The sequence below is a fragment of the Dyadobacter beijingensis DSM 21582 genome, assembly GCF_000382205.1.
In the GTDB taxonomy this organism is placed as follows: domain Bacteria; phylum Bacteroidota; class Bacteroidia; order Cytophagales; family Spirosomataceae; genus Dyadobacter; species Dyadobacter beijingensis.
In genome coordinates, this window is sequence record NZ_KB907789.1 from 76,175 (window position 1) to 98,453 (window position 22,279).

Genomic DNA, 22,279 nt, shown 5'->3' on the forward strand with positions numbered 1-22,279 from the left:
GTCAGAAATTGAGGTTAAGGCCCGCATTGATCGTCCTGACCAATGGGTAGGGTTCCGTGTTGGTGTCGCCTGTGGCGGTATTTTCCGGGTCGATGCCCTGGTACATTTTCTTCCAGGTTAATAGGTTGTTCGCATTGACGTAGATCCGGCAGGAACTGATGCCCAGCTTTCTCAGAATGCCCTCTTCAAACCGGTAGCCGATTTCAGCATTTTTCAGGCGCATGTAACTCGCATCGGCCAACCAGTAGGACGAACCAACTTCGTTCGGGTTGGCATTCACAGAAAACCGGGGGAATTTGATGGGTAACCCGGCTGCATAGCGCTCGGCGGTCCAGCTTTCGTTCATATAGCTGGCCGATCCCTCAGGCGGCGCCTGGCCGTAGCCCGTACCGCGTTGAAAACGCGTGTAATAATGCGAGACATTACCTACGCCCTGGAAAAGCACCGATACGTCAAAACCCTTGTAATTCAATCCGAATGATGCACCGAAAGTCTTTTCAGGAAGGTTTGAGAATCCGATAGGCACTGCGTCGAAATCGTTGATCACACCATCCCCATTGTAATCTTTGTAGCGGATATCCCCTGGCTGTATTTTGTTGTTGGAATACGAGTATACCGGTCGGGATGGGTCATTAACCTCGTCCCAGGTATTGTAAAGCCCCTGGGCGATCAGACCGAAGTTCTGCCCCAGCCGCTGGCCCGTGCGGTTCTGGTAAGCATAGGCATTGGGTACTTCATCGCGGAAAAGCACCTTGTTGCGTGCAAAGCTGTAATTGGCCCCCACCCGGTAACCTAACTGACCGATATTGCCGGAATACGAGATATCTGCTTCGAAACCCTTGTTCTGCATTTTCCCAAGATTGCTTGCGGGCTGCGACAATCCGGATATGGATGATATCGACTGACGGGCGGCGAGAATGTCGCTCCGCTCTTCACTGAAAAGATCAGCCGTGAATTTGATCCTGTCTTTCCAGAAGAAAGCCTCGATACCGATGTTCTGCTTCACGGCACGCTCCCAGGTTACATCCGGATTGCCGGTCGCATCCTCGCGGATGCCCGTGTAGCCGGTATAGGTTGAACCCACATTTCCAAAATAGTAAATATTCTGAACACTGGAATAGCTTGTGGGACGGTAGAGAAAGCGGGTACCACCGATATTGTCATTCCCTACCTCGCCATAGGAACCCCTGATTTTCAGAAAAGTCACCACCTCGTTCTTCGGGAAGAACGACTCCTGGCTCGCTACCCATCCCAGCGAATAGGCCGGAAAAAAGCCGAATCGCTTTCCGGGCGCAAAGTTCTCGGTGCCGTTGTAGCCCACGTTCACTTCGGCCAGATACCTGCCTCCGTAGTCGTAAGTTATCCGGCCGACAAAGCTCTGATAGCCTTTGGGGACAAGAAATGCCAATGTCGGATCGAAGGTCTTTTGCTGATTGTAAAGCGCCAGCGCAGTAATGCTATGCTTTCCGAAGCTCTTCTTATAATCTATACCAAATTCAGCCGTGATTCTACGATTGTAACGTCCGGTTTGCGAAAAACCGAATTGCGCATCGGTCGTCGATGGTACATAGTTGATCGTACCGTCGGGCAGGCGTGTGGCCAGGTATGTAATGAGTGTCTTGGTATTGGTGATCTGTTGGTCGTTGTAGGTCTGGACCGCCACATTACCATGCGTTGATAGCCCATCCAGCAGAAAACCGAGATCGTAGTCAAGTCGGAAATTCCCGTTCAGGTAGTTTCGGTAAGACCGTTTCAAACCTCCTGCCGCGTTCGGATACAATAGCGAAACATATGGATTATTGCGAGAGCCAGTGAAAATATTGACCACCTTCCCGTCAACGATGCCCGGCGTCTCCAGTGGACTGGCCCGAAATACGTCACCTACCACTCGTTCAGTATTGGTACCGTTATTACCGCTGCGCGTTTCGGTCTGCGAGGAAAGGTCCAGCGACATTTTCAGCCGTTTAGTCAGGTCAAAATTGAAATTGGAGCGGATATTATATCTTCTGAAAACGGATTGAGGGGAGAACGCATCTGTAATTCCTTTGGTGTCCTTGAATAAACCTTCCTGATTAAAAAGTCCCGCAGAGACGAAATAGCGAACCTTTTGGGTCCCCCCACTGATACTTACATTGTGCTGGGATTGCAGGGAAGTCTTCTTAAACATGACATCCGGCCAGTTGACATTCGGGTGAAACACGGGGTCCTGGCCATTGCGGTAAAGTTCGATATCCTCGGAAGTATACTTAGGTGTATATACGTTACCCGTTACATACGAGTCCGCTTGCAAAGCCTCGTTGAAATGCGTGGCGTAATCCGCACTGTTCATCATCTCCCGCATACCGGTAAATGAGTTGAAACCCTGGTTGAAGGTATAGCTGATTTTTGGTGGTCCGACCTTTCCCCTTTTAGTCGTAATGATCAGCACACCATTTGCGCCACGGATACCATAAACAGCTGTCGAGGAAGCATCTTTTAGAATTGTTACTGATTCGATCTCGTTAGGATCAATGTTATTGTAGTTGTCGACCTGTATACCGTCCACGAGCGTCAGCGGGTCTGTATTGCCCGAAAACGTTCCCACGCCGCGGATGCGGATTTTGGAACCGTCGTTTCCGGGCTCACCGCCAGATTGCGTAGCGAAAAGCCCGGGCATGCGACCAACAAGCGAGTTACTGATATTAGCCACCGGTGATTGGACCAAGTCTTTGGTTCCGATTGTGGCGATAGCCCCGGTTGCATTGATCTTTTTCTGTGTACCAAATCCCACCACGATCACTTCGTCGAGCGACTTGTTGTCGGACACCATTGTAATTTTGATTTCAGACAGGTCCTTCAAAGCTACCTCCTGCTTTTCGTAACCTACAAAGCTGAAAATCAACACCGAACCCTCAACGGGCACCTGGATCGAAAACTTTCCGTCCACATCGGTGGTCGTTCCTTTCTGGGTTCCTTTCAACACGATATTCACCCCGGGCAGGCCTTCCCCGGTAATCTGGTCGGTCACCTTGCCGCGAACCGTCTCTTCCGTTAGTACACGCGGACTGGCTACCGGGCTCTGCGAGGTCGCCGGGCGCGGCAGCATCATCAGATTGCTGTTTTCACGAAAAGCCGATTTGCTATCAGAAACCTCTTCCGCGTTACTTCTCGGGTTTTTACTGCGCAGGATGGTGTAGCCTCCCCCTTTCAGTTTTTTGTATTTTAAATTCAGCGGCGGCAGGATGCGTTTAAGAATGTTCTCGACATCGCCATGCTCGTCGATGGGGAATGGCAAATTCTTACCTTCGATCAGCTCCCTTTGATAAACGAAATTTACGTTATGAATGGATTCAAGCTTATTCAGGAAAACGATCACGCTATTGGCGCCTTCCTCGTCCTGAACCGGCACGTCATACTCGAACACTGCCGCGATCGCCTGCCGGGGCGGCGCCCCGGCCAAATCCCCGATGCCAAGGGATAGTATGGATATAGAGAAGCACTGGAAAAGTCTTTTCATAGTCAAAAACAATGATTGGGTGATTTTGTATCGCATGCAACTGTCAAACAGGCGACCCTCCCGCTTTTCCCGCTTTTTCTATGACTTTTTTCTGATTTATTTTAATTTAAATCCTTTCACCTGAAAACGTAGTCTTTTCCGCGCTTTTCTATTTCCAGGTCAAGAATAGTCGCCAGGTTGGTAATGAAATCGTCGGTCGATTGCAGGCTCAGTTTTCCATCCAGCTTTTTGCTCAGAAAGTTCGTATCGGCGAACGTCACACTTATTCCGTAGTTGTCCAGCAGCATCTGTGTGATCTCCACTACCGGCTTACCGTCGAGTACGACCATCGATTCTTTCCAGGAATCGTACAGCTCCGGCCTCACCGACTGCAGCCGAATGGGCTCTTTGCGTTCGGTGACGGTTGCCATATCTCCGGGTTTCATCACGACAGCCGGTGCATTTGCCGCATGTAGTTTTACCTTGCCTTCGTGCAAGACCACTTTCGTGTTTTGCCTTCGGGCCATGACATTGAACTCGGTGCCGAGTACTTCCACCTGCGCTTCGGGCGTGTGTACGATGAACTTCGCACCGTTACGTTTGGCGATGTCGAAATAGGCTTCTCCTTCCAGCCACACCTCCCGCACGGCGCTTTCGGCCAGGTTGTTCGCTACCCGAATGTCTGAATTGGCATTCAGGGTCACCACAGATCCGTCTTCCAGCGTAATCTTGCGGATCTGGCCATATGCGGTATGAAAATGCGCTGGGCTCATCGCCCACCAGGCTATTGATGCCGATACTACCAGCAACGACAACGAGGCGGCGATCGCGTAATAGGGCCGGTTCCACCAGGATTTCGTGGGTGTGCTTTCCCGGATATCGTTCCAGATCCGCCCTCTGAGCCGGGCCAGATCCGCCTGCGAGGGTGAGGTTTCTTTGAAGTGAATGCCTTTGATGTAATCCTGTGGTTGATCCTGCTCTTCCATATCCTGGTTTTAGTTTTCAAATACGTGTAAATCAGTTACCTGAGTGTGAAACGTATCTGTCTGTCATTTTTCCTATTCAAAACAAAAATTTCGTGTCAGCTCGTCAGAAGACTGATCAGCACGGCGACAGTAACAACGATGGATATTCCTTCACGGGCCAGGCGCTGTGCAACAAAAGAGCGCAGCGTGGAGAGCGCCGTATTTACTGTGTTATAAACGGTGCTCATGGCGATGTTCATCACATCACCCGCCTCGGCATAGCTAAGCCCTTTCATGTATACCAGGTAGAGAATTTCGCGCTGACGCTTCGGCAACCGGTTTAATTCGGCAATAATTATTTGCTTCTGACGATCGAGCGTTTGCTCTTCCACGAGCTCGGTTTCATAGGATTCGACCAAAAATTCAGCCCCTTCAAAAATGTAATCGTCCGAATCGAACTTGTTCAACCTGGCAAGCGAGTCGGTAAGCCGGCGCCGGAGCGAGCGATACAGGTAGTATAGAATGTTGTCTGTTGGCCCGATCCGTTGACGGGTATTGTAAATGTGCACGAAAAGCTCGTGCAGGCAGTCTTCGACAAGTTGTTTATTGCGCACCAGATTGTACCCGTAACGGTACAGGTCAGCCGAAAACAATTCGTAAATACGAGAAAATGCGTCGGGATTACCGGCACGAAATTCGTCCCACAAAGATTGGTTCTCTTGTGAAGTCAGTCTGTCACGGATCATTGGGCGAAATGATTAGCCTTGGTAATTGACTCGTACTACTTTTATTTAGGAATATTTTACTAAGACTGGGTATTCAATCTTTTACCCTTAGCACTTTAAAATAATACTTGTCAATTTTACAGTTAAGGTCTAAATCACGCCAACGCGTCGTATAAAATCTCGACCGGGTGCATGGCTTTGCGCCCGGTACCATCCTTGATCTGATGGCGACAACTCGTCCCGGCGGCCGCGATGATCACATCCTCGGGTTGCTGCCGGACAGTTGGAAACAACACCAGCTCCCCGATCTGCATCGACACTTCGAAATGCTCCCACTCATACCCAAACGATCCCGCCATTCCGCAGCAACCCGACGGGATCAGCTGAACATGGTAATTCTCAGGCAATTGCAACGCCTTTTTAGAAGCCGTTAATGTCGAAAGCGCCTTTTGGTGGCAATGCCCATGTAGCTTGATCAATTGATTTCTACCGACAAATGTGCTTTTCTGAATGCGTTTTGCATCGATTTCACGCGCGATGAACTCCTCGAACAGCATTGCATTCTCGGCGATTTTCCGCGCATTAGGCCGGTCGCTTTCGCCTACCAAATCCACATACTCGTCGCGATTTCCTGGCTGGTATTAGCAGCAGTTTCCGGTGTGAGGTACTGCCGCAGAATGTTCGCTCGGGCCCGCGTGGTGTCGCGCTCGCTGCGCGTGGCCATGTAGCTGGGGCACATGGTGCCGCCTGTAAGTTCCGTTTTACGGCAATCGCCTGAGCCGCTGCACTTTTCGGCCAGGCGGAGAATGCCTTCCTGCCTCGAAAAGTCGAATACGGTGTCGATCTGCGGACTAGGTTTATCCTGTCCATAGCGCAGAAACTCGTTCATCGGCGGCGTATCCACGATTTTGTTGGCATTGAAAACGCCATCCGGGTCCCAGATGCGCTTCACCTGCCTGAACATTTCGTAGACTTCCTCTCCCATCATAAATGGAATGAATTCTCCACGGAGCCGGCCGTCGCCATGCTCGCCCGATAATGCGCCGTTGTATTTCTTCACCAAAACAGCCGTATCGGTCAGTACATCGCGGAATTGCTGTTTCCCCTCGCTCGTTTTGAGGTTGATCATCGGCTCCACGTGCAGCTCGCCCGCTCCCGCGTGCGCGTAGTAGGACGCGTGTAACCCATGTTTTTCCAATAAAACTTCCAATTCTTCAATATATGCGGGCAAATCCTCGACGGCCACGGCGCAATCTTCGATCAGGTTAACCGGCTGCGTGTCACCCGGAAGGTTACGGATCAACCCGAGACCTGCTTTACGAATATCCCAGGCCTTATTGGCATCATCCCCAAACAACAGCGGGTAGGCATATCCGAGGTTTTTAGCTTTTAGTTGTTCAATTAATGCAGCCGCTTTTTGCTCAACTTCCTCTTTGGCAATGCCCCAAAACTCCACCATCAGCATCGCCGCGGGGTCGCCCTGCATGAAAAACCGGTTTTGGGAATACACATTATGTTTTTTAGTGAAATCCATAATGTATTTGTCGACCAGCTCAGAAGCCTTAGGATCGTAGCCCATCGCCACGCGGTTGGCGTGCAGCGCCTCCGCGAGCGAGTTCGTATGCACGCACACGACGCCCACAGCCGCGGGCGGGCCATCTACCAATGCGATTTTAGCCTCGGTCACAAAGCATAATGTGCCCTCGGAACCGGCTATGAGATTACACAGGTTGATATTTCCTTTTTCAAAATTCCTCACCAATGCATCCAGTGCATAACCCGAGTTCCGGCGGGTGACGGTCGGTTTGGGAAACTGCTTTTTAATTAAATCCTGGTCAATAGGATTGGATATGAGCCCGAACATGCCCGCGAGAATGGATTGCAGGCGCTGGCCTTTGATCTGCTTTTCGCGGATTTCTTTCGTAAAATCAGCGATGGTCTGCTCGCTGAAAACGGCCTCCGAGCCATCGGAAAGCAGTACTTTCACTTCCAGCAAATGATCGCGCGTGGCGCCCCAGGTGATCGAATGCAGCCCGCACGAATTGTTCCCGATCATCCCGCCGATCATCGCGCGGCTGGCTGTCGAAGTTTCAGGGCCGAAAAGCAATCCGTAGGGAGCGAGATGTTTGTTCAGATCGTCGCGGATCACGCCCGGTTGCACGCGTACCCACTTCTGCTCTGCATTCACTTCGATGATTTTGCGGAAATGCTTCGAAATATCGACTACAATGCCCTTCCCTACCACCTGCCCGGCCAGCGACGTCCCCGCGGCGCGGGGGATCAATGTCACGCTGTTGGCTTTGGCAAAATCGATCAGGGCGCGGATATCCTCCACGGTTTTCGGCAATGCTACCGCGACGGGCATTTCCTGGTAAACGGATGCGTCGGTGGCGTAAACTGCCCGCTGAGCGGTATGGAGCGTAGAATCGTCGAAATACAACTCACCTTCGAACGCTGAACGTAATCTGGAAAAGTCTAGCAAGGCCATTTGCTTTTTAAAAAACCATCAAAAGTTCTCTATCGAAACCGCGGCGTCCATCAATCCCTTGATATACCCGATCCCAAACAGGTTTCCCTTCATTTCATAACCAAAATGCGCATTGCTTTCACCCGCCATCGTAGGAACGTGATCCGACCGTAGCGGACCGTTAAAACCAACTTGACGATATGCTCGGATCATCTTGAACATATCTGTCGGGCCGTTATCATGGAATGTCTCGCGAAAGTTTTCGGGTGTGCCGGTCACATCACGGATGTGTACGAAATGTATTTTTTGCTGCCTTCCAAATTCGTGGATAAGCTCATGAACGTTCTCATTCATGGTGGTGTAAGTACCCTGGCAAAACGTCAAGCCGTGTGAAGCGCTATCTGAAAACGACAATGCCTTCCTGATCGCATCGGCGGAGGTCAGGATCCGGCTAATCCCGTGCAATGGAGATACCGGCGGATCGTCAGGGTGCAAGGCCATTTTCACACCATTTGCCTGAGCGACCGGCATTACCTGCTCGATAAACCAGTGATAATTATCCCAAATCTGATCCTCGCTGAATGTCCCCAATTTTGAAACAGGCTCGGTCCTGGCCTTTTCAAGTGAAAAGCCGCTCACTACCGCACCGCCCCTTTCAGGCAGGTTAATATCGGTGCGGTACCAGCCAGTGGCCATGAAGTTGTAACATAGCAGTCCGACACCAAGCCTGCCCATGTTTTCCAGCATCCGTTGATATCGCTCGACGTCTCTTTCCCGCCCGGCAAGTCCGAGTTTGATCCGCGTCATGTCGAACTGGTCGCCTTCCAGCCCGATGAGCTTAAAGCCGTTGGATTCAAAGATTGCCTTCGAACGGGCGAAAGACTCGTAATCGTCGATCGCAGGATCGCCCGTGAGTTCAGGCGCCAGCTTCGCGATAGCATCGGTAATGCCCATTTGCCGGCAAAGCTGCCATTTCTCATCCGGCTTATTTCCAAAAAATAAAAACGAAAGGATCATAAGGCTGTCGGCTATTGGCTATCGGCTGTCGGCCGTTAGCTTTTAACCTTTGAAATTGTCAATTAGAAAACATCAAACAGAAAATAATCATGAAGCACGCCGATCGCCGACGGCCGAAAACCGACGGCCCCTCAAAAATATCCCCCGCGTTCGGTAATGGTGTGGATTGACTCGCCACTATGAACCCAGCCGAAAATCTGTTTCTCATTTTGCCGGATTTCCTCGGCCCGCAAAAGCACCTGGTAGGCGATATCGCGAGGCACGATCAGCACGCCGTCGATGTCGCCGAGCACCACATCCCCCGGTTTGATAGTAACGTCGTCGATCTGGATCACCGTTTGAAAATGGGTGATCAGGCAACGCCCCAGGCTTCCATTTGAAAGGCGGTATTTGTAAAAAACAGGAAAATCTGCTTCCAGGATCTGGTGGGTATCCCGTATGCCTCCGTCCAGACAGGCAGCTTTAATGCCCTTTCCCTTGGCAGTCGCGGTCATGACCCCTCCCCACATCGTCGCCTGCTCGTCCTTGCTGGAATCCCATATCACGAAAGCATTCTCGTGCATGGCATCCAGCATCTGGGTGCGGAATTCCATTTCACCGGTAATCTTCGCATTGGGGGCGCTTTTCACCGTGAATGCGAGGCCAGCGACAGTGCGGTACTCGCGTAGCGGCACAATCCTGTTGGGAAGCGCCTGATGCAGCAGGCAAAACTCCCGCAAAACATCATTGACAGCCCCTGTGTACAATTGCTCAAAGCGCGACAACAATTCGTTGTCAGGTATCGGAAAGGGCTTATCGGAGATTGTTTCCCGTTCGGCGATAAACCGTTCCAGGTTCATCATGCCCACCTCTTTGCGGTATTGGTCGGTACCGGATTGGCTTCCGTTTGTGTGTTTCTCAGTACTCATAATAGTTATCCTCGTTTAGATTTTTTAATTATTTTATCAAACACCGGCATTAGATAAAAAACCGCCGTCGACGGGCACGATAATACCCGTTACAAACCCGGCCGCCTCCTCATTAATCAGCCAGTTCATACAGCCCAGCAACTCGGCAGCTTCCCCGAAACGCCTCTGCGGCGTATGGCTCAGCACATTTTCTGCCCGCGCGGTCTTGGCTCCATCCTGGTCGAACATGATTTTCCTGCTTCGGTCGTTCAGGAAAAAACCCGGCGCAATCGCATTCACGCGGATCCCGGCCGGCGCCAGATAAGCCGCCAGCCATTGGGTAAAATTCGCAATCCCCGCCTTGGCGATTCCATAGGCCCCTACCTTGGTCAGCGGGCGGAAGCTGTTCATGGAGGCGATATTGATGATCACGCCTTGTTTTTGCCGGGCCATCCCACGTCCGAAAACAAAGCTGGGTATCACTGTTCCCATCGTGTTCACGTCGATCACGCTTTGGAATACAGCCATATTCAGGTTAAAAAACCCTTTGACAGAACCATCGTCGAGCAGCTCCCTTTCGTCGAATTCGGTGGTGTTAGTCAATGCGTCCATCTGGTTACCGCCCGCGCCGTTGATCAGCACCGAGCAAATGCCCAGCTCTCGCTCAACGACGTCCCCGGCGGCGCGGACAGATTCTTCATTGGAGACATCTGTGCTGACCGAAATTGCGATCCCGCCCGCATCAACGATCTGCTTTTCAACTATTTGAAGTTTATCCAGGCTTCGCCCCAGCAATGCAACCCGGTAACCGCTGCGCGCCAGGTCACGGGCCATTTCGGAGCAAAGCGTACCTCCCGCCCCGGTCACTACCGCTATTTTTTGACTTTCCATTTCGTTATTTTTTGATCCAGGTTTTGATGTTGTTATAGCTGATGTCGGCTGCCAGTTGCCCGAGAAATTCCAGGTCGTCGGGCAGCTTGCCGTCTTCTGCCCAAGTGCCAATCAGGTTACAGAGAATGCGCCGATAGTATTCATGCCGGCTGAATGAAAGAATGCTGCGCGAGTCGGTCGTAAAACCGATGCTGGTACTGAGCAAACCATAAGAGCTGAGCGTGACCAGTTGCTCCGCGATGCCTTCGTAATGATCGTTGTACCACCATGCCGGTCCAAATTGAACTTTCCCCCGCACACCATCTTCGGAAAACGAGCCGGTAAGCGAGGCAAAAACCGCATTATCGGCTGGATTCAGGGTATAAAGGATAGTTTTGGGCAAATTGTCTTGAATGTCCAGATCATCTAGCAACCGGCTAACCGAATGCACATCTACTGTGTTTCCAATGCTGGCATAGCCTCCTGCCGCGCCGAGCCTTCTGCGCAGGTTGCTACTTGTAAAACGGTTTGCACCAATATGGAGCTGCATTTTCCAGCGCCTGTTCGCATATTGCTGGCCGAGAAAATGGAGCAAATGCGATTGTAAGCTTATCAATTGCTCCGGGCCCAGGCTTTGACCACGCAGGACTTTGACAAAAAGCGCGCTGGCCTCCGGTTCCTGCGTGGTAACATATTTGAACCCGGAATCGAGCGAGTGATCCGAGAGCAGACAGCCAGCAAGATCAAAGAAATCAAGCCGCTTGATGATCGCATTTTTGTAAGATTCCAGGTTGGTTATTTCAACTTCGCAAATGGCTTGCAGCCTGGCAATCCAGTCCGGCTGGAACGTTAGGATGCTGTCGCCTCGCAGCGATGGCAGGCAGCTGACCTCCGATTGCTGATCTTTAAGCAGCGCATGGTGCGCCAGCTCATCCAGCAAATCATCCGAAGTGCAAAGCATTTCCACGTTGAACCGTTTCAGGATATCCAGTGCACCGAACCCGTCGGTGGCAAGTAGTGCGTTCGCCATTTCCCAGATCTGCCGTGCATTCGACGGTTTGAGCAGCGCGCTGATCCCGAATACCCGCTGCAACTCCATGCACGACCAGTGAAAAAGCGGGTTTCCCGCGGTATGCATCATACACTGCGCCCAGGCGGTAAATTTCTCGTAATCGGAAGTCTGAGTCCCGGTAATGAGCTCCTCAGGCAGGCCATAAATGCGCATAGCCCGGTGCTTGTAGGGATCATTCTGTACCCATAGCTGGTAGATATTCTCAAAGCGCATATTGACCGAAAGCGGTTTGGGATCAATATGATTATGAAAATCAATGATCGGAAGCGCAGCAACCCTTTCAAAAAGCGCCTTCGCGGTATCGTTGGTCAACAGAAAATCTGGCGTGATCATAGGAATTATTTCAAGTTTAAAAGCGACTTGTCCGCAATCAGAACAGGCGCATCATAAACAGGTACATCGTTAAAAATCATTTTATTACCAACCCTTTTCCACATCGCTTGCGGGATTTCGAAGACTCCCCCAGTGATTATATCCACCCATACGGGCTGATCCAATTGCGCATTCAGGAAGGTAAAATTCACGCTCCTGATCTCATTGGTATTAGCCGGGATAGCCTCGTCAGACCAGATCGCAAAAAGCTGCTTGCCCGTTTTGAAATGCCGGTAGCCATACACGGAAATGCTCCGATCGGTGCTTTTGGAAAATTTGATTTCTCCCGCTTCGGTTTTCGCATTGCTATTAAAAGTCGGCGTCAGGTTTTCGATCCGTACCAGGGAATTGTCGAATACAGACGTCACATGCTGCATCGTCGAATAGGCCAGCTTGGGCCTGATCGCCCTTTTGGACGAATCCGACTGAATGAGGCCTTTCACATTCAGCTTTTTGATCGGTCCTGCGGTTACGGCATAGTTCATGTCGATAATCCCGAGAATGCTGCTCATCATGTCGTGTCCCAGATCGCCAAGCATCCTGCGGGTATTCCATTTGGCCTGCGAAAGTTCGGTCCAATCGTAGTCGCCCAGCGCGCCGCGCCCTCCGCCTGAGAAGGATGGAGAGCCGTTTTCACCCTGGCGCAGCTTTACCTCCGGCGCGAAACGATCAAGCAGTTCGCGCAGTTTTCGCACATGATCATAGTTGGAATCGGGATTATAGACATAGTCATGGTAGGTCATATTATCGAACAGGCCCATCTTGCCTCTGTCATGAATGTATTTAAAAAAGGTCTCCGCATATTTCAGGTCAATATGGCCCATGGCCAGACCCGAAATCCGTGCGTCGGGCTGAATGCGCTTGATGATAGCGGCTGTCCGAATGTTCAGATCGGCCACTTGCTCGGCGGTGTTGATGTCGTTATCCCCGAAATTGGGCTCATTCCAAACCTCCCAATCCCGCACTTTGCCTTTATAACGTGTCACCAGGGCCGCCACCCATTTGTCCCAGGCTTCGAGCGCCTCTTTAGAGCTGGGAATGCCCGCACTCAGGTTCACACCGCCGCCGCCGGGGTAAATGGGATTGCCGTAGGAGGTTTCAAGCCATGGCTGAAAGCCGCGTGAAGTGGCATCGTCGATGATCTTGTCTAGCCATGCCCAGTCGTACCGGCCTTTTACTTTTTCAGTTTTGGCCCAGCCCGCCTGCATGCGGAGCATTTTAATACCGAGCGGTGCAATGTACTGTTTGTACTGCTCGTAGTCGGTCATATCCCTGTCCAGGGTTTCGCAACCCAGTATCCAGTTGGATGCGCTAATTTCATCGGTACTTTTGGGTTTGAGTTGACCGATCTTGTGCAGCGGGATAGCGGGCGTCGCGGGCGCGTCCTGCGCACACAATGGCAGTGCGTATGTACACGCGAAGGAAAAGAATGCGATATAGCATTTTAGCAATCTCATAAACAATACATTTTATAAACCGTTATCTCAAACCTCCCCGGCCCCCGTGCCCCTGCCACGCCAGTAAAATATCCCTGCTGCGAGAATGCATATGACTCCCGAGCCAATGGCAAGCTGCCCGCTCATGTTGGAAGCGGAAGGGAACCCCATTAAAATGAATAGGGTACCCGTTACCAGGAAAGCAAATGCATAGAGCATCATCAGGCCGGTTAACACACCGGAGTCGCCGCCATCGACCACTGCCGGCGCCGGGCTCGCCAGCTTTTTGAAGAAGCGTCCTACTCTTGCCAGGTACTCCTCGTCTTTCGACAAAAACAAACCTGACCCAAGGAAGACGGCGATGCACACGATGATTTCAATAAAGGTAGCCATCTCCCAGCTGATCTGCGGGTTGAGGTTCAATGCGATACCTGTTGCAATACCGATGACCAAAGTAGCGATGGCGCCCCACGGCTGCGGCCGCCAGAAAACGATGCCCATGATCACGGGAATAATCATTGGAATAGAGAAAATACCCGTCAAATACTGGTTGGCTTTAAATGCCCCGCCGAAGCGGCCTACATACAGCGCTCCGACTGTAACGACCAGCCCAACGGCCAGGGTCATAATGCGGGCCACCCAAAGTATTTCTTTCGGGCTGGAATCTGAGCGGAACAGGCGCTGATAAATGTCGCGCGTCAGCACGCTGGCGGTTACATTGTATTCGGCGCTGAGCACGGACATCGTAGCGGCAAACATCGCCGAGAGCATCAGCCCCATAATACCCTGCGGCAGCAGTTTCAGGCAAAGGGCCACGTAAGCCATTTCTGGGTTTTCCAGCTCGGGAAGGATCACCCGCGCGGCCACAGCCGGAAAGAGGAATATGACCGGGAATATCAAAAACAGCCCCGCAGAAAGCCAACCGATTTTCTTTCCGTCCTCTTCGGTTTTGGCGCTATAAAAACGCTGAATGAATGTCCAGTTACCGTTGTATTTGATGATAATCAAAATGTAGTAGACAAAAACAAAGAACGGCGTCCCCTTTTTACCATTCAGGAATTGCATATTATCGGGTATAACGTCTTGCATATGCGCTATCCCGCCCGCTGCGTGATACGCGAGCGGAACCAGAATCAATGTCGAGAAAAAAAGGATCACAAATTGCACTACGTCGGTCACGATCACAGCCCAAAAACCTCCTATCACCGTGTAAACGGCTACGACCAAACCGCAGAAAATCACCGCGGTTTCAAAAGGTATCCCCGAGGCTGCGGTCACAAATATGCCTATTGAATACAGTTTGAGCATATCATCCAGCACTTTCAGCAGCACCCCGCTCCATGAGAACAGCTGGCGAATCGGCGCGTTGAAACGTGTTTCCAGGTATTCGACCGGACTGATAATCCCGGCTCGCTTCCAGAGTTTGGCATAGACAAATACGGCCAGAACGGAGGGAAATATCGTGCTCCAAATCAGCGTAATCGCCACCAGGCCATCCGAATAGGCAATCCCGGCATAAGCGACGAAAACAAACGAGCTGAATTTGGTCATGAAATTGCTGATACCTCCGGCCAGCCACGAAATACCACTCCCGCCTTTGAAATAATCACCGATATTTTTGATGTACCGTCCCAGAAAAATGCCTATCCCCGACATTAAGACCATGTATACGATAATGGTGATGTAGTCCAGGGTATGGAGTTTGTTCATTTTCAATTTTCGTTTAAATGCGGGTTACTTTGATTAAAGCCGGTCCAAATCATCACTATACTTACTCCTTGATTTCAAGCAGGCTCCGGTCGGCGATAACGACCGGGTAATCAGGGACTGGAACGTTGCTAAAAATGGTTTCTTCTCCCCTTTTAACACCGTTCTCTTTGGGAATTGCGTAGACCGTTCCAGTCACCAAATCGACGAGAACCGGGTCACGAAAGTCGCCATCTGCCGTGATCGTGACAGGCCTGGAAACATAACTGTCTATCGGCTTGGCTTCTCCCGACCAAACTGTAAGCAACCTGCCTGCTTTGCGATGTTTGTAGCTGAATGCATAAAGATTTTGCTGACCGGCTTGCGGTATTTGTCTCAACACCAGCAGCTGATCATCAAACAGTGAGAAAACACGTTGGGCTGCGGAAAACGCCATTTTGGGGCGATCTACTGTTTTGTCGGGATTGGTTTTGAGAATGCCCTTCGTGTTGATCCCCACCATATGGTCGCCTGGTGCGTAATGAATGTCGCTGATGGTAAATAGATTGGTCGCAATACCCCGCCCGTGATCGCCGAGCATCCTGCGCAGGTCCCACTTGGCTTGTGTGAGCTCGGTCCAGTCCTGGTCCCGCAAAGCGCCGATGGTTACCTCCTTGGGTGTGGAGGGCGCTCCGTTCTCCCCCTGCATGAAAACAACCGAAGGTTTATAGCTCCACACCAGTTGCCGCAGCTTTTCTATTTTCGGGTAAGATTCGTCGGGATTATATGCGTAACCATGGTAGGTAAGCATATCTATGTAGGTAAGCCCATTGTTTTCCTTGAGATAGTCCATGAAATCTTTCACAAAGTCCAGGCGGGTAACGCTGGCCATTCCTAATGCGATCAGCCTTGCATTCGGCTGAACAGACTTGACGATTTTTGCCGTGCGAAGATAAAACTCGCCAATTTCGCGACCGGTATGCTTTGCGTTCAGGTCGGGCTCGTTCCAGATTTCCCATTCCGGCACCTGCGACTTGTAGCGCGTCACGATGGCCCTGACCCAATTGTCCCATGCCTGCAAAGCCTGAGGGGATGTCGGGATATGCCCGGCTAATTTTGCCTCGCCCCCACCCTCGTAGATCGGGTTACCGTAGGAAAGCTCTACCCACGGGGCTACGCCTCGTGACGCCGCATCGGGAATGACCGCATCCAGCCATTGGAAATCATACACTCCTTTCACTTTTTCGCATTTGGCCCAACCGCCTTGCAAACGCACGCGCTTGGCACCCAACGGGCCCAGGTATGTTTTGTAGGACTGATAGTCTGTATAATCGCGGTCAAGCGTTTCAGCCCCGATCGACCAGCTGCTTTGCGCTATGTCCCTGGCATCCCGGGTTTTCAGTTGTCCTAAAACCTTCCACGGAAACAGTGGCTGCGACCCACTTTCAGGCAGCGACACCATAAAAACACTTCGGGTACCATCCGACAAGCCGTTGAAGACGACATACCGCCCCGAATTGTCCCAGGCAGGATGCGCATCGATCCGGAATTCGCCTTCCGCTTTGGAAAGGAAAATGCTGGCCAGCCTTTGCTCGACGCCGGTCTGGGTATTCAATAGCCGGATCGGCACAGTCCCGTCGCCCGAGGTCACCATTTCGCCCGGGTAGGCGTCGGTGACGATCAGCGGCAGGGCTTTGGGATGATACGAAGGATGGCCGGAGCCTGGCTGGAACACCGTTTGCAAATCAGTACCGTCAAAGCGGGCCGTAATTAGCTCCAACCCCGGTTTTCCGCCCAGTTCGAGGTTCATCGAAATGTGTTCGCCGTCGGGCAGCCAGTTTACATGATGCCCGCCTTTGGCCCATTGCTCTGGCGTGATGGCCGTTTTTAGGTTCGAGCCATCTGCATTCATCGTAATCACCGCTCTTTTTCTTGCGCCACCACCTACCGGCGCCCATTGGACGGTCGTCAAAAGGCGTGTCCCTTGCGGGTTCCATTTTACCTGGAAACAATAATATTCAAAGTCGTGCGGATTGGGGACCGCAATGGATGGCAAAGATTTTTCATAGATATCCTTGATCGAAACAAGCAACTTGGACTTACCCGACCCGGTGTCGGTAATGAAAACACCGTCATCGTCCGGAACGCCCACATTGCGGATTGCCAGCTCTTTGGGAATAATAACGCCGTAGCCGATCTGCGCATACCTGGATTTGACCAGATTATGACTTGCCAGTTTTTTCCCATCCCTGGAAACCATAAACACGGTTCCACCCAACCGCCGGGACGCACCCGTGAGCGGATTCAGCTGAACCGCGAATGCCTGCCAGCTGCTCGTGTCGACATCATTGAAATACAATTCCCGGTCACTCGCGCCCCATTGCACCTGCGCACCCAGCTGCATTTCCCAGCCGCGCGACCGCGCGACAACACGCTCGGTGCGCGACGCAATGTCAACCAGCACGACCTCTCCCGCATCACCGGGCGCAGGGGTATGATCTTCATAAGGCATCCTGAACAAAGCCATGTACTTGCCGGATGGGCTAATGGGCGAAGTATCGAAAAAACGATGAATGACCCTGCCGGAAGCGACCTTAACCATTGCAGGGTCAACCGGAAGTGACTGAGCATTACTGTCACCGATTTTCGCCATACCCGATGTGATCGCCATGGTCAAAGCCAGGTTAGTAAGGAAACCGCGCATAGGGCGCGCCGAACGCTTTGTGAGTCTTTCCATTCTAATAGCCGGTGTTCTGGGTAAGGTTTTTGTTCAGTTCAATCTCCCGCAACGGGATCGGATACAGGTTTTGGAATGCTTTCGCCGGATAACCCTTGGCCGACATCACGGGTACGAAACGGTCGGTCCGTTTCAGATCGAACCAGCGCTGGCTTTCAAATGCAAACTCGACCCGGCGTTCCTTTTCCAACGCCAGTCTCACATCGGCCTGGGTGCTCACCGTCAGCTCGGACAATCCTGCGCGCTTACGAACCTGATTGATCAATGGCAAAGAGGCTGCCGGCTGGTTTTGTTCATTGAGTGCTTCCGCGTACATGAGCAGCACGTCTGCATACCGAAGAATCGGATAATCTACGTCGGATTCTCCCCGAATAATGCCTGTCTGGAGAAATTTGACAGGGTACGGTTCATTGATCACCATACCGCTGGCATTGGTGTAAGACGTCGCCACGGACGTGACTTTCCTCAAATCGCCAGCCTCATATGCTCCGATCAGATCGGCCGTAGGCTTATTGACGCCGTCGCCCGGTCCGCCCGAGATGCCGAAATCTGGTGAGATCGCCCCAAAGGGAGTCCAAAGGCTATAAAAGCCTCCTCCCTGCCCGATTTGCCCGCCTTTATTTTGTACTGCTAAAATAACCTCCTTATTGTTGGCAAACGAAGTCGATGCTGCAAATACATCCGAATAATTGGGCATGAGCTTGTATGCATTGGCATCGATCACTTCTTTCAGAACCACGGCCGCGGGCGCGTATTTTTTCTGTGCGAGGTAAACCTTGGCCAGCAAAGTCTTGGCGGCCCATTTGGAGGCCCGACCGGCATTGGCCGCGGTGATGGTCGCAGGTAGTTTCTCCGAGGCTGTCGCCAGATCGGCTTCTATTAAAGCATACACTTCCGACGCCGGTGAACGGAGAATGCCGGCGGTGGCGTACGGGTCGTTGATCTCGGTTTTAACCAACTGCACATCCCCAAAAAGCTGAACCAGATTGAAATAAAACATCGCGCGTAAAAACCGCGCTTCGCCTTCATACTGTGCTTTCAGGGCGGCGTCAATTTCCGCGCCTGCTATGCGGTCCAGAATCGCGTTTGCCCGGCCGATACCCTGGTAATGCCCCTGCCACGCGTCACGGAAATAGGTATTGGAAAGGGAGTAATTCAGGTCTTCGATTTCAAAACCAATAGCGCTAACCGGTGTGCGGGTGTATCCGTATTCGGTATTGTCGGTAGAAACTTCGCCGAGCCAGATCAGCGAACCGCCGCCGGTCCCGTACAGTCCGGCATGTTTAAAAGTAGCGTATGTGCCCACCACAGCCGTGTTGTAATCGGCGGCAGTTTTGTAAAAATTCTCCACGGTACGTTCAGTTTCAGGCAGTACCGAAAGAAAATCGCTGCACGCACTCACCGACAAGGCGAGGATGGCTAAACTAATATGTTTGAATTTCATGATGATCGATTGTCAGAATGAAAGGTTAATGCCGATTGTGAAAGACCTTGCAATTGGATAATTACCAAAGTCGGAGCGCGAAGCGAGCAAATTATCATTAGAAACACTCACCTCCGGATCATAGCCGCGATACCCGGTGAAGGTAAACAGGTTAGTGCCGGTAGCGTATATACGCACATTCTGCAGCCCCACGCGTTGGGTCAGGGTTTGCGGAAGTGAATAGGCAAGCGTCACGTTCCGGATGCGCAGGTAAGATCCATTGAACAGATACTGCGAGCTGTAAACCGTGTTGGTATTTTTCCCGCCACGGATCGTCCGGCCGAAGCGGCCATCTCCCGGCTGCTCGGGTGAAATCCATCGATGGTCGTATACGTACTTGGTATTGTTCTGCACACCTGCATTGTTGATCATGAATGTGCCGTCGTAAATCTGGTAGCCCACCATACCGTTCGTAGCGATGTCCAAACTCAGGTTTTTGTAGGAAAATGTATTGTTAAACCCGAAAAAATATTTGGCATGCGGGCTGCCGATCACCTCGCGGTCGTTATCATTGATCACCCCGTTTCCGTCGATATCTTTCCATTTCACATCGCCTGGCTTTGCCAGGGGCTGCGCTTTATATTCAGCGATTTCCTGCTCGGTTTGGAAAATACCCAGCTGACGGCGACCAAAGAACACTCCAATCGGGCTTCCTACCTGTGTAACGTGCGTATTGGCAACCTGCCCGTTGGCACTGCTGAAAATTCTTTCGGCATCCGTTGACATGGCTAACACCTTATTGCGGTTGAAAGTAATGTTTGCATTGGTTGTCCATTTAAAGACGCCGGTCGTATTGCGCGTCATTAAAGCCAATTCCAGGCCTTTGTTCTGCACCTCACCCAGGTTTACCACCGCATTCGAAAGCCCTGTTGCACCCGGCGTGGATATATTGAAGAGCATATCGGTATTTCGCTTCTCGTATAGATCCGCCGTCAGGTTCACCCTATTATCAAGCACCGACAGGTCCAAGCCCAAATCGAGCTGTTTCATGGATTCCCAACCTAGCTGTCCGTTCGAAAAAGAGCTGCGGGCAAGGCCGGGCGTGAGCGCATCGCCGATCACGTAATTAGCGTTTGTAAGCTGCCCGATAGCGCGGTAATTGCCGATCGCATTGTTACCGGTGAGCCCGTAACTCGCGCGGAGTTTAAGGTCGTTGATAAAATGCTGGGTTTTCATAAACGCTTCCTCTGAGACCCGCCAGCCTACGGATGCGGAAGGAAACGTTCCCCAACGGTTGTTCTCACCGAAACGTGACGAGCCGTCGCGGCGCAGCGTCGCAGTGATTAGATACCGGTCGTTGAATATATAGTTAGCCCTGGCCAATAACGAGAGAATCGTGTAATCCTGAATACCTTCCGTTCCGCTGTTAACGGTTCCACCATTGATGTTAGGGATCAGGTTATCGGGAAAGTTGACCGCATTCGCTGTGATCACATCGCCCCGCTCGCGTTGAGCCGTGAAGCCACCTACGAGGTCAACCGTATGTTTACCAAAGGTCTTTTTATAACTTAATGTGTTTTCATTGAGCCAGTTGATATTCTCGGACCTGGTAGCCGTAGCCGACGCGATACCTACCGGTGCCGAGGTACTCAGTGTGGACGGTATCCAGATCTGATTTTTAGCATAGTTCAAATCCGCTCCAAACGTTGTCCGAAATTTAAGGCTGCCAGAGATTGCGAACTCGGCATAAGTGTTACCCAGCAAGCGAAACTGCGACGAAGGGTTTTTATACTCGTTGGCAATTTTGACCGGGCTTTGAAAACCGGCAGAACCTTCGGGCGCAGGGATTTCATTGCCATAAGATCCGTCAGGCCGGTAAACCGGTACATGCGGCGAGATCCCCATGGCAGTCTGTATGATACCAAACCCACCGTAATGTCCCGAAAATGGTAAATTGTCCTGGGAGGTGAAGCTCGGCAGCAGGCTCACGCCCACAGTAAGGCGTTTTGAAACCTTCGCGTCGGCATTGGCGCGGAAGCTGTACCGTTTCAGCCCGGTGTTGATAATAATGCCCTGCTGATTGAAATATCCTGCTGATATCGCGTAACGCACGTTTTCATTTCCACCGGAAGCGGCCACCTGTATGTTGCGGATGGAGGCATTGCGGAAGATCGCGTCCTGCCAGTCGGTACCTTCGCCCAGTGCCGCAGGGTTCTGCAAATCGGCCGGAATACGAAATGTGGCTGGCCGCATGCTGTTGGGATCTGTGATCTTGCCGGTAGGAACATTGTCAAGGTACCCATTGTTGCGCCCGTCAATGGTGAACCGGGCAAATTCCTCGGCGTTCATCATCTGGATTTTGTGACCTATCTGCTGAATCCCCGCGTAGGCGTCCACCTGGATCTGCGCCTTACCCGATTTGCCGCGCTTGGTGGTCACGATAATTACCCCATTGGACCCGCGGGATCCGTAGATCGCCGTGGCCGAGGCGTCCTTCAACACATCTATGCTCTCGATATCATTCGGACTGATTGTGTTTAAAGGATTACCTACCCCTGCACCCGAAACAGGGAAACCGTCGATCACAAAAAGTGGCTCGTTACCACCCGAAATCGAGCCTATTCCACGGATCAGAATATTCGTATTTCCACCCGGAGCACCTGACGAGCTCGATATCTGTAATCCCGCAACTTGTCCCTGCAAAGCCTGATCGAAACCCGATACGGGTGTCTTGACAATGTCTTTTGCCGCAATCGAAGAGATCGCCCCGGTAAGATCCTTCTTTTCCTGGGTTCCGTAACCGACCACCACCACTTCGTGCAGTGATTTATTGTCCTCAGCCAGCGTCACATTAATTTCAGTGCGGTCGCCCACCTGAATTTCCTGGCTCACATACCCTACATAGGAAAATACGAGCGTAGAAGTCGGTCCGGATACAGCCAATGAATATGCGCCATCTGCATTCGAAGAAGTTCCTTTCTGCGTGCCTTTAAGCACCACACTAACTCCCGGTAGTTTCCCACCACCCGCGTCAGAAATGCTGCCCGTGATGGTTTGCGCGAAAACAGGGGTCGTCAGGAGCAGCATGCAAATACCAAGCCACCAAACCGGCTTGCCCGTAAAGAGTGTTTCCATAGGGTTATAAGA

General features: G+C 51.7%; 12 protein-coding genes and 1 pseudogene. All 13 read right to left on the reverse strand.

The features are described 5' to 3' along the window. Position 1: 1 nt before the first annotated feature. Positions 2–3,496 (reverse strand): SusC/RagA family TonB-linked outer membrane protein, encoded by a 3,495-nt coding sequence (locus H144_RS0118870; protein WP_026350819.1) that lies wholly within the window; start codon positions 3,494–3,496, stop codon positions 2–4. Positions 3,497–3,612: 116 nt separating this feature from the next. After that, on the reverse strand, positions 3,613–4,461 hold the full coding sequence (locus H144_RS0118875; protein WP_019943661.1) for a FecR family protein: 849 nt from the start codon (positions 4,459–4,461) through the stop codon (positions 3,613–3,615). A 95-nt stretch (positions 4,462–4,556) separates the two neighbouring features. Then, positions 4,557–5,186 (reverse strand): RNA polymerase sigma factor, encoded by a 630-nt coding sequence (locus H144_RS0118880; protein WP_019943662.1) that lies wholly within the window; start codon positions 5,184–5,186, stop codon positions 4,557–4,559. Positions 5,187–5,320: 134 nt separating this feature from the next. Beyond that, positions 5,321–7,653 (reverse strand): annotated as a pseudogene (locus H144_RS33020) (FAD-binding and (Fe-S)-binding domain-containing protein). Between the two features lie 18 nt (positions 7,654–7,671). Beyond that, on the reverse strand, positions 7,672–8,649 hold the full coding sequence (locus H144_RS0118890) for a mannonate dehydratase (RefSeq protein WP_026350820.1): 978 nt from the start codon (positions 8,647–8,649) through the stop codon (positions 7,672–7,674). A gap of 131 nt (positions 8,650–8,780) precedes the next feature. Then, the gene (locus H144_RS0118895) at positions 8,781–9,557 is read right to left on the reverse strand and encodes an RraA family protein (RefSeq protein WP_019943664.1); all 777 of its coding nucleotides are present in this window, start codon (positions 9,555–9,557) and stop codon (positions 8,781–8,783) included. 36 nt (positions 9,558–9,593) lie between these two features. Further along, the gene (locus H144_RS0118900) at positions 9,594–10,427 is read right to left on the reverse strand and encodes an SDR family NAD(P)-dependent oxidoreductase (protein WP_026350822.1); all 834 of its coding nucleotides are present in this window, start codon (positions 10,425–10,427) and stop codon (positions 9,594–9,596) included. Positions 10,428–10,431: 4 nt separating this feature from the next. Next, complete coding sequence (gene uxaC / locus H144_RS0118905; RefSeq protein ID WP_019943666.1) at positions 10,432–11,811, reverse strand: glucuronate isomerase; 1,380 nt, start codon at positions 11,809–11,811, stop codon at positions 10,432–10,434. A gap of 5 nt (positions 11,812–11,816) precedes the next feature. Beyond that, positions 11,817–13,307, reverse strand: coding sequence for a GH39 family glycosyl hydrolase (locus H144_RS0118910; RefSeq protein WP_157504973.1), 1,491 nt, complete (start codon positions 13,305–13,307; stop codon positions 11,817–11,819). 27 nt (positions 13,308–13,334) lie between these two features. Next, positions 13,335–14,996 (reverse strand): sodium:solute symporter family protein, encoded by a 1,662-nt coding sequence (locus H144_RS0118915; protein WP_019943668.1) that lies wholly within the window; start codon positions 14,994–14,996, stop codon positions 13,335–13,337. 61 nt (positions 14,997–15,057) lie between these two features. Next, a complete protein-coding gene (locus tag H144_RS34890) occupies positions 15,058–17,709 on the reverse strand; it encodes a GH39 family glycosyl hydrolase (protein ID WP_229207940.1) in 2,652 nt (883 codons plus the stop codon). A gap of 1 nt (position 17,710) precedes the next feature. After that, a complete protein-coding gene (locus tag H144_RS0118930) occupies positions 17,711–19,153 on the reverse strand; it encodes a RagB/SusD family nutrient uptake outer membrane protein (protein ID WP_019943670.1) in 1,443 nt (480 codons plus the stop codon). 12 nt (positions 19,154–19,165) lie between these two features. Continuing rightward, positions 19,166–22,267, reverse strand: a complete 3,102-nt coding sequence (locus tag H144_RS0118935; protein WP_019943671.1) for a SusC/RagA family TonB-linked outer membrane protein — start codon at positions 22,265–22,267, stop codon at positions 19,166–19,168. Positions 22,268–22,279: the final 12 nt, after the last annotated feature.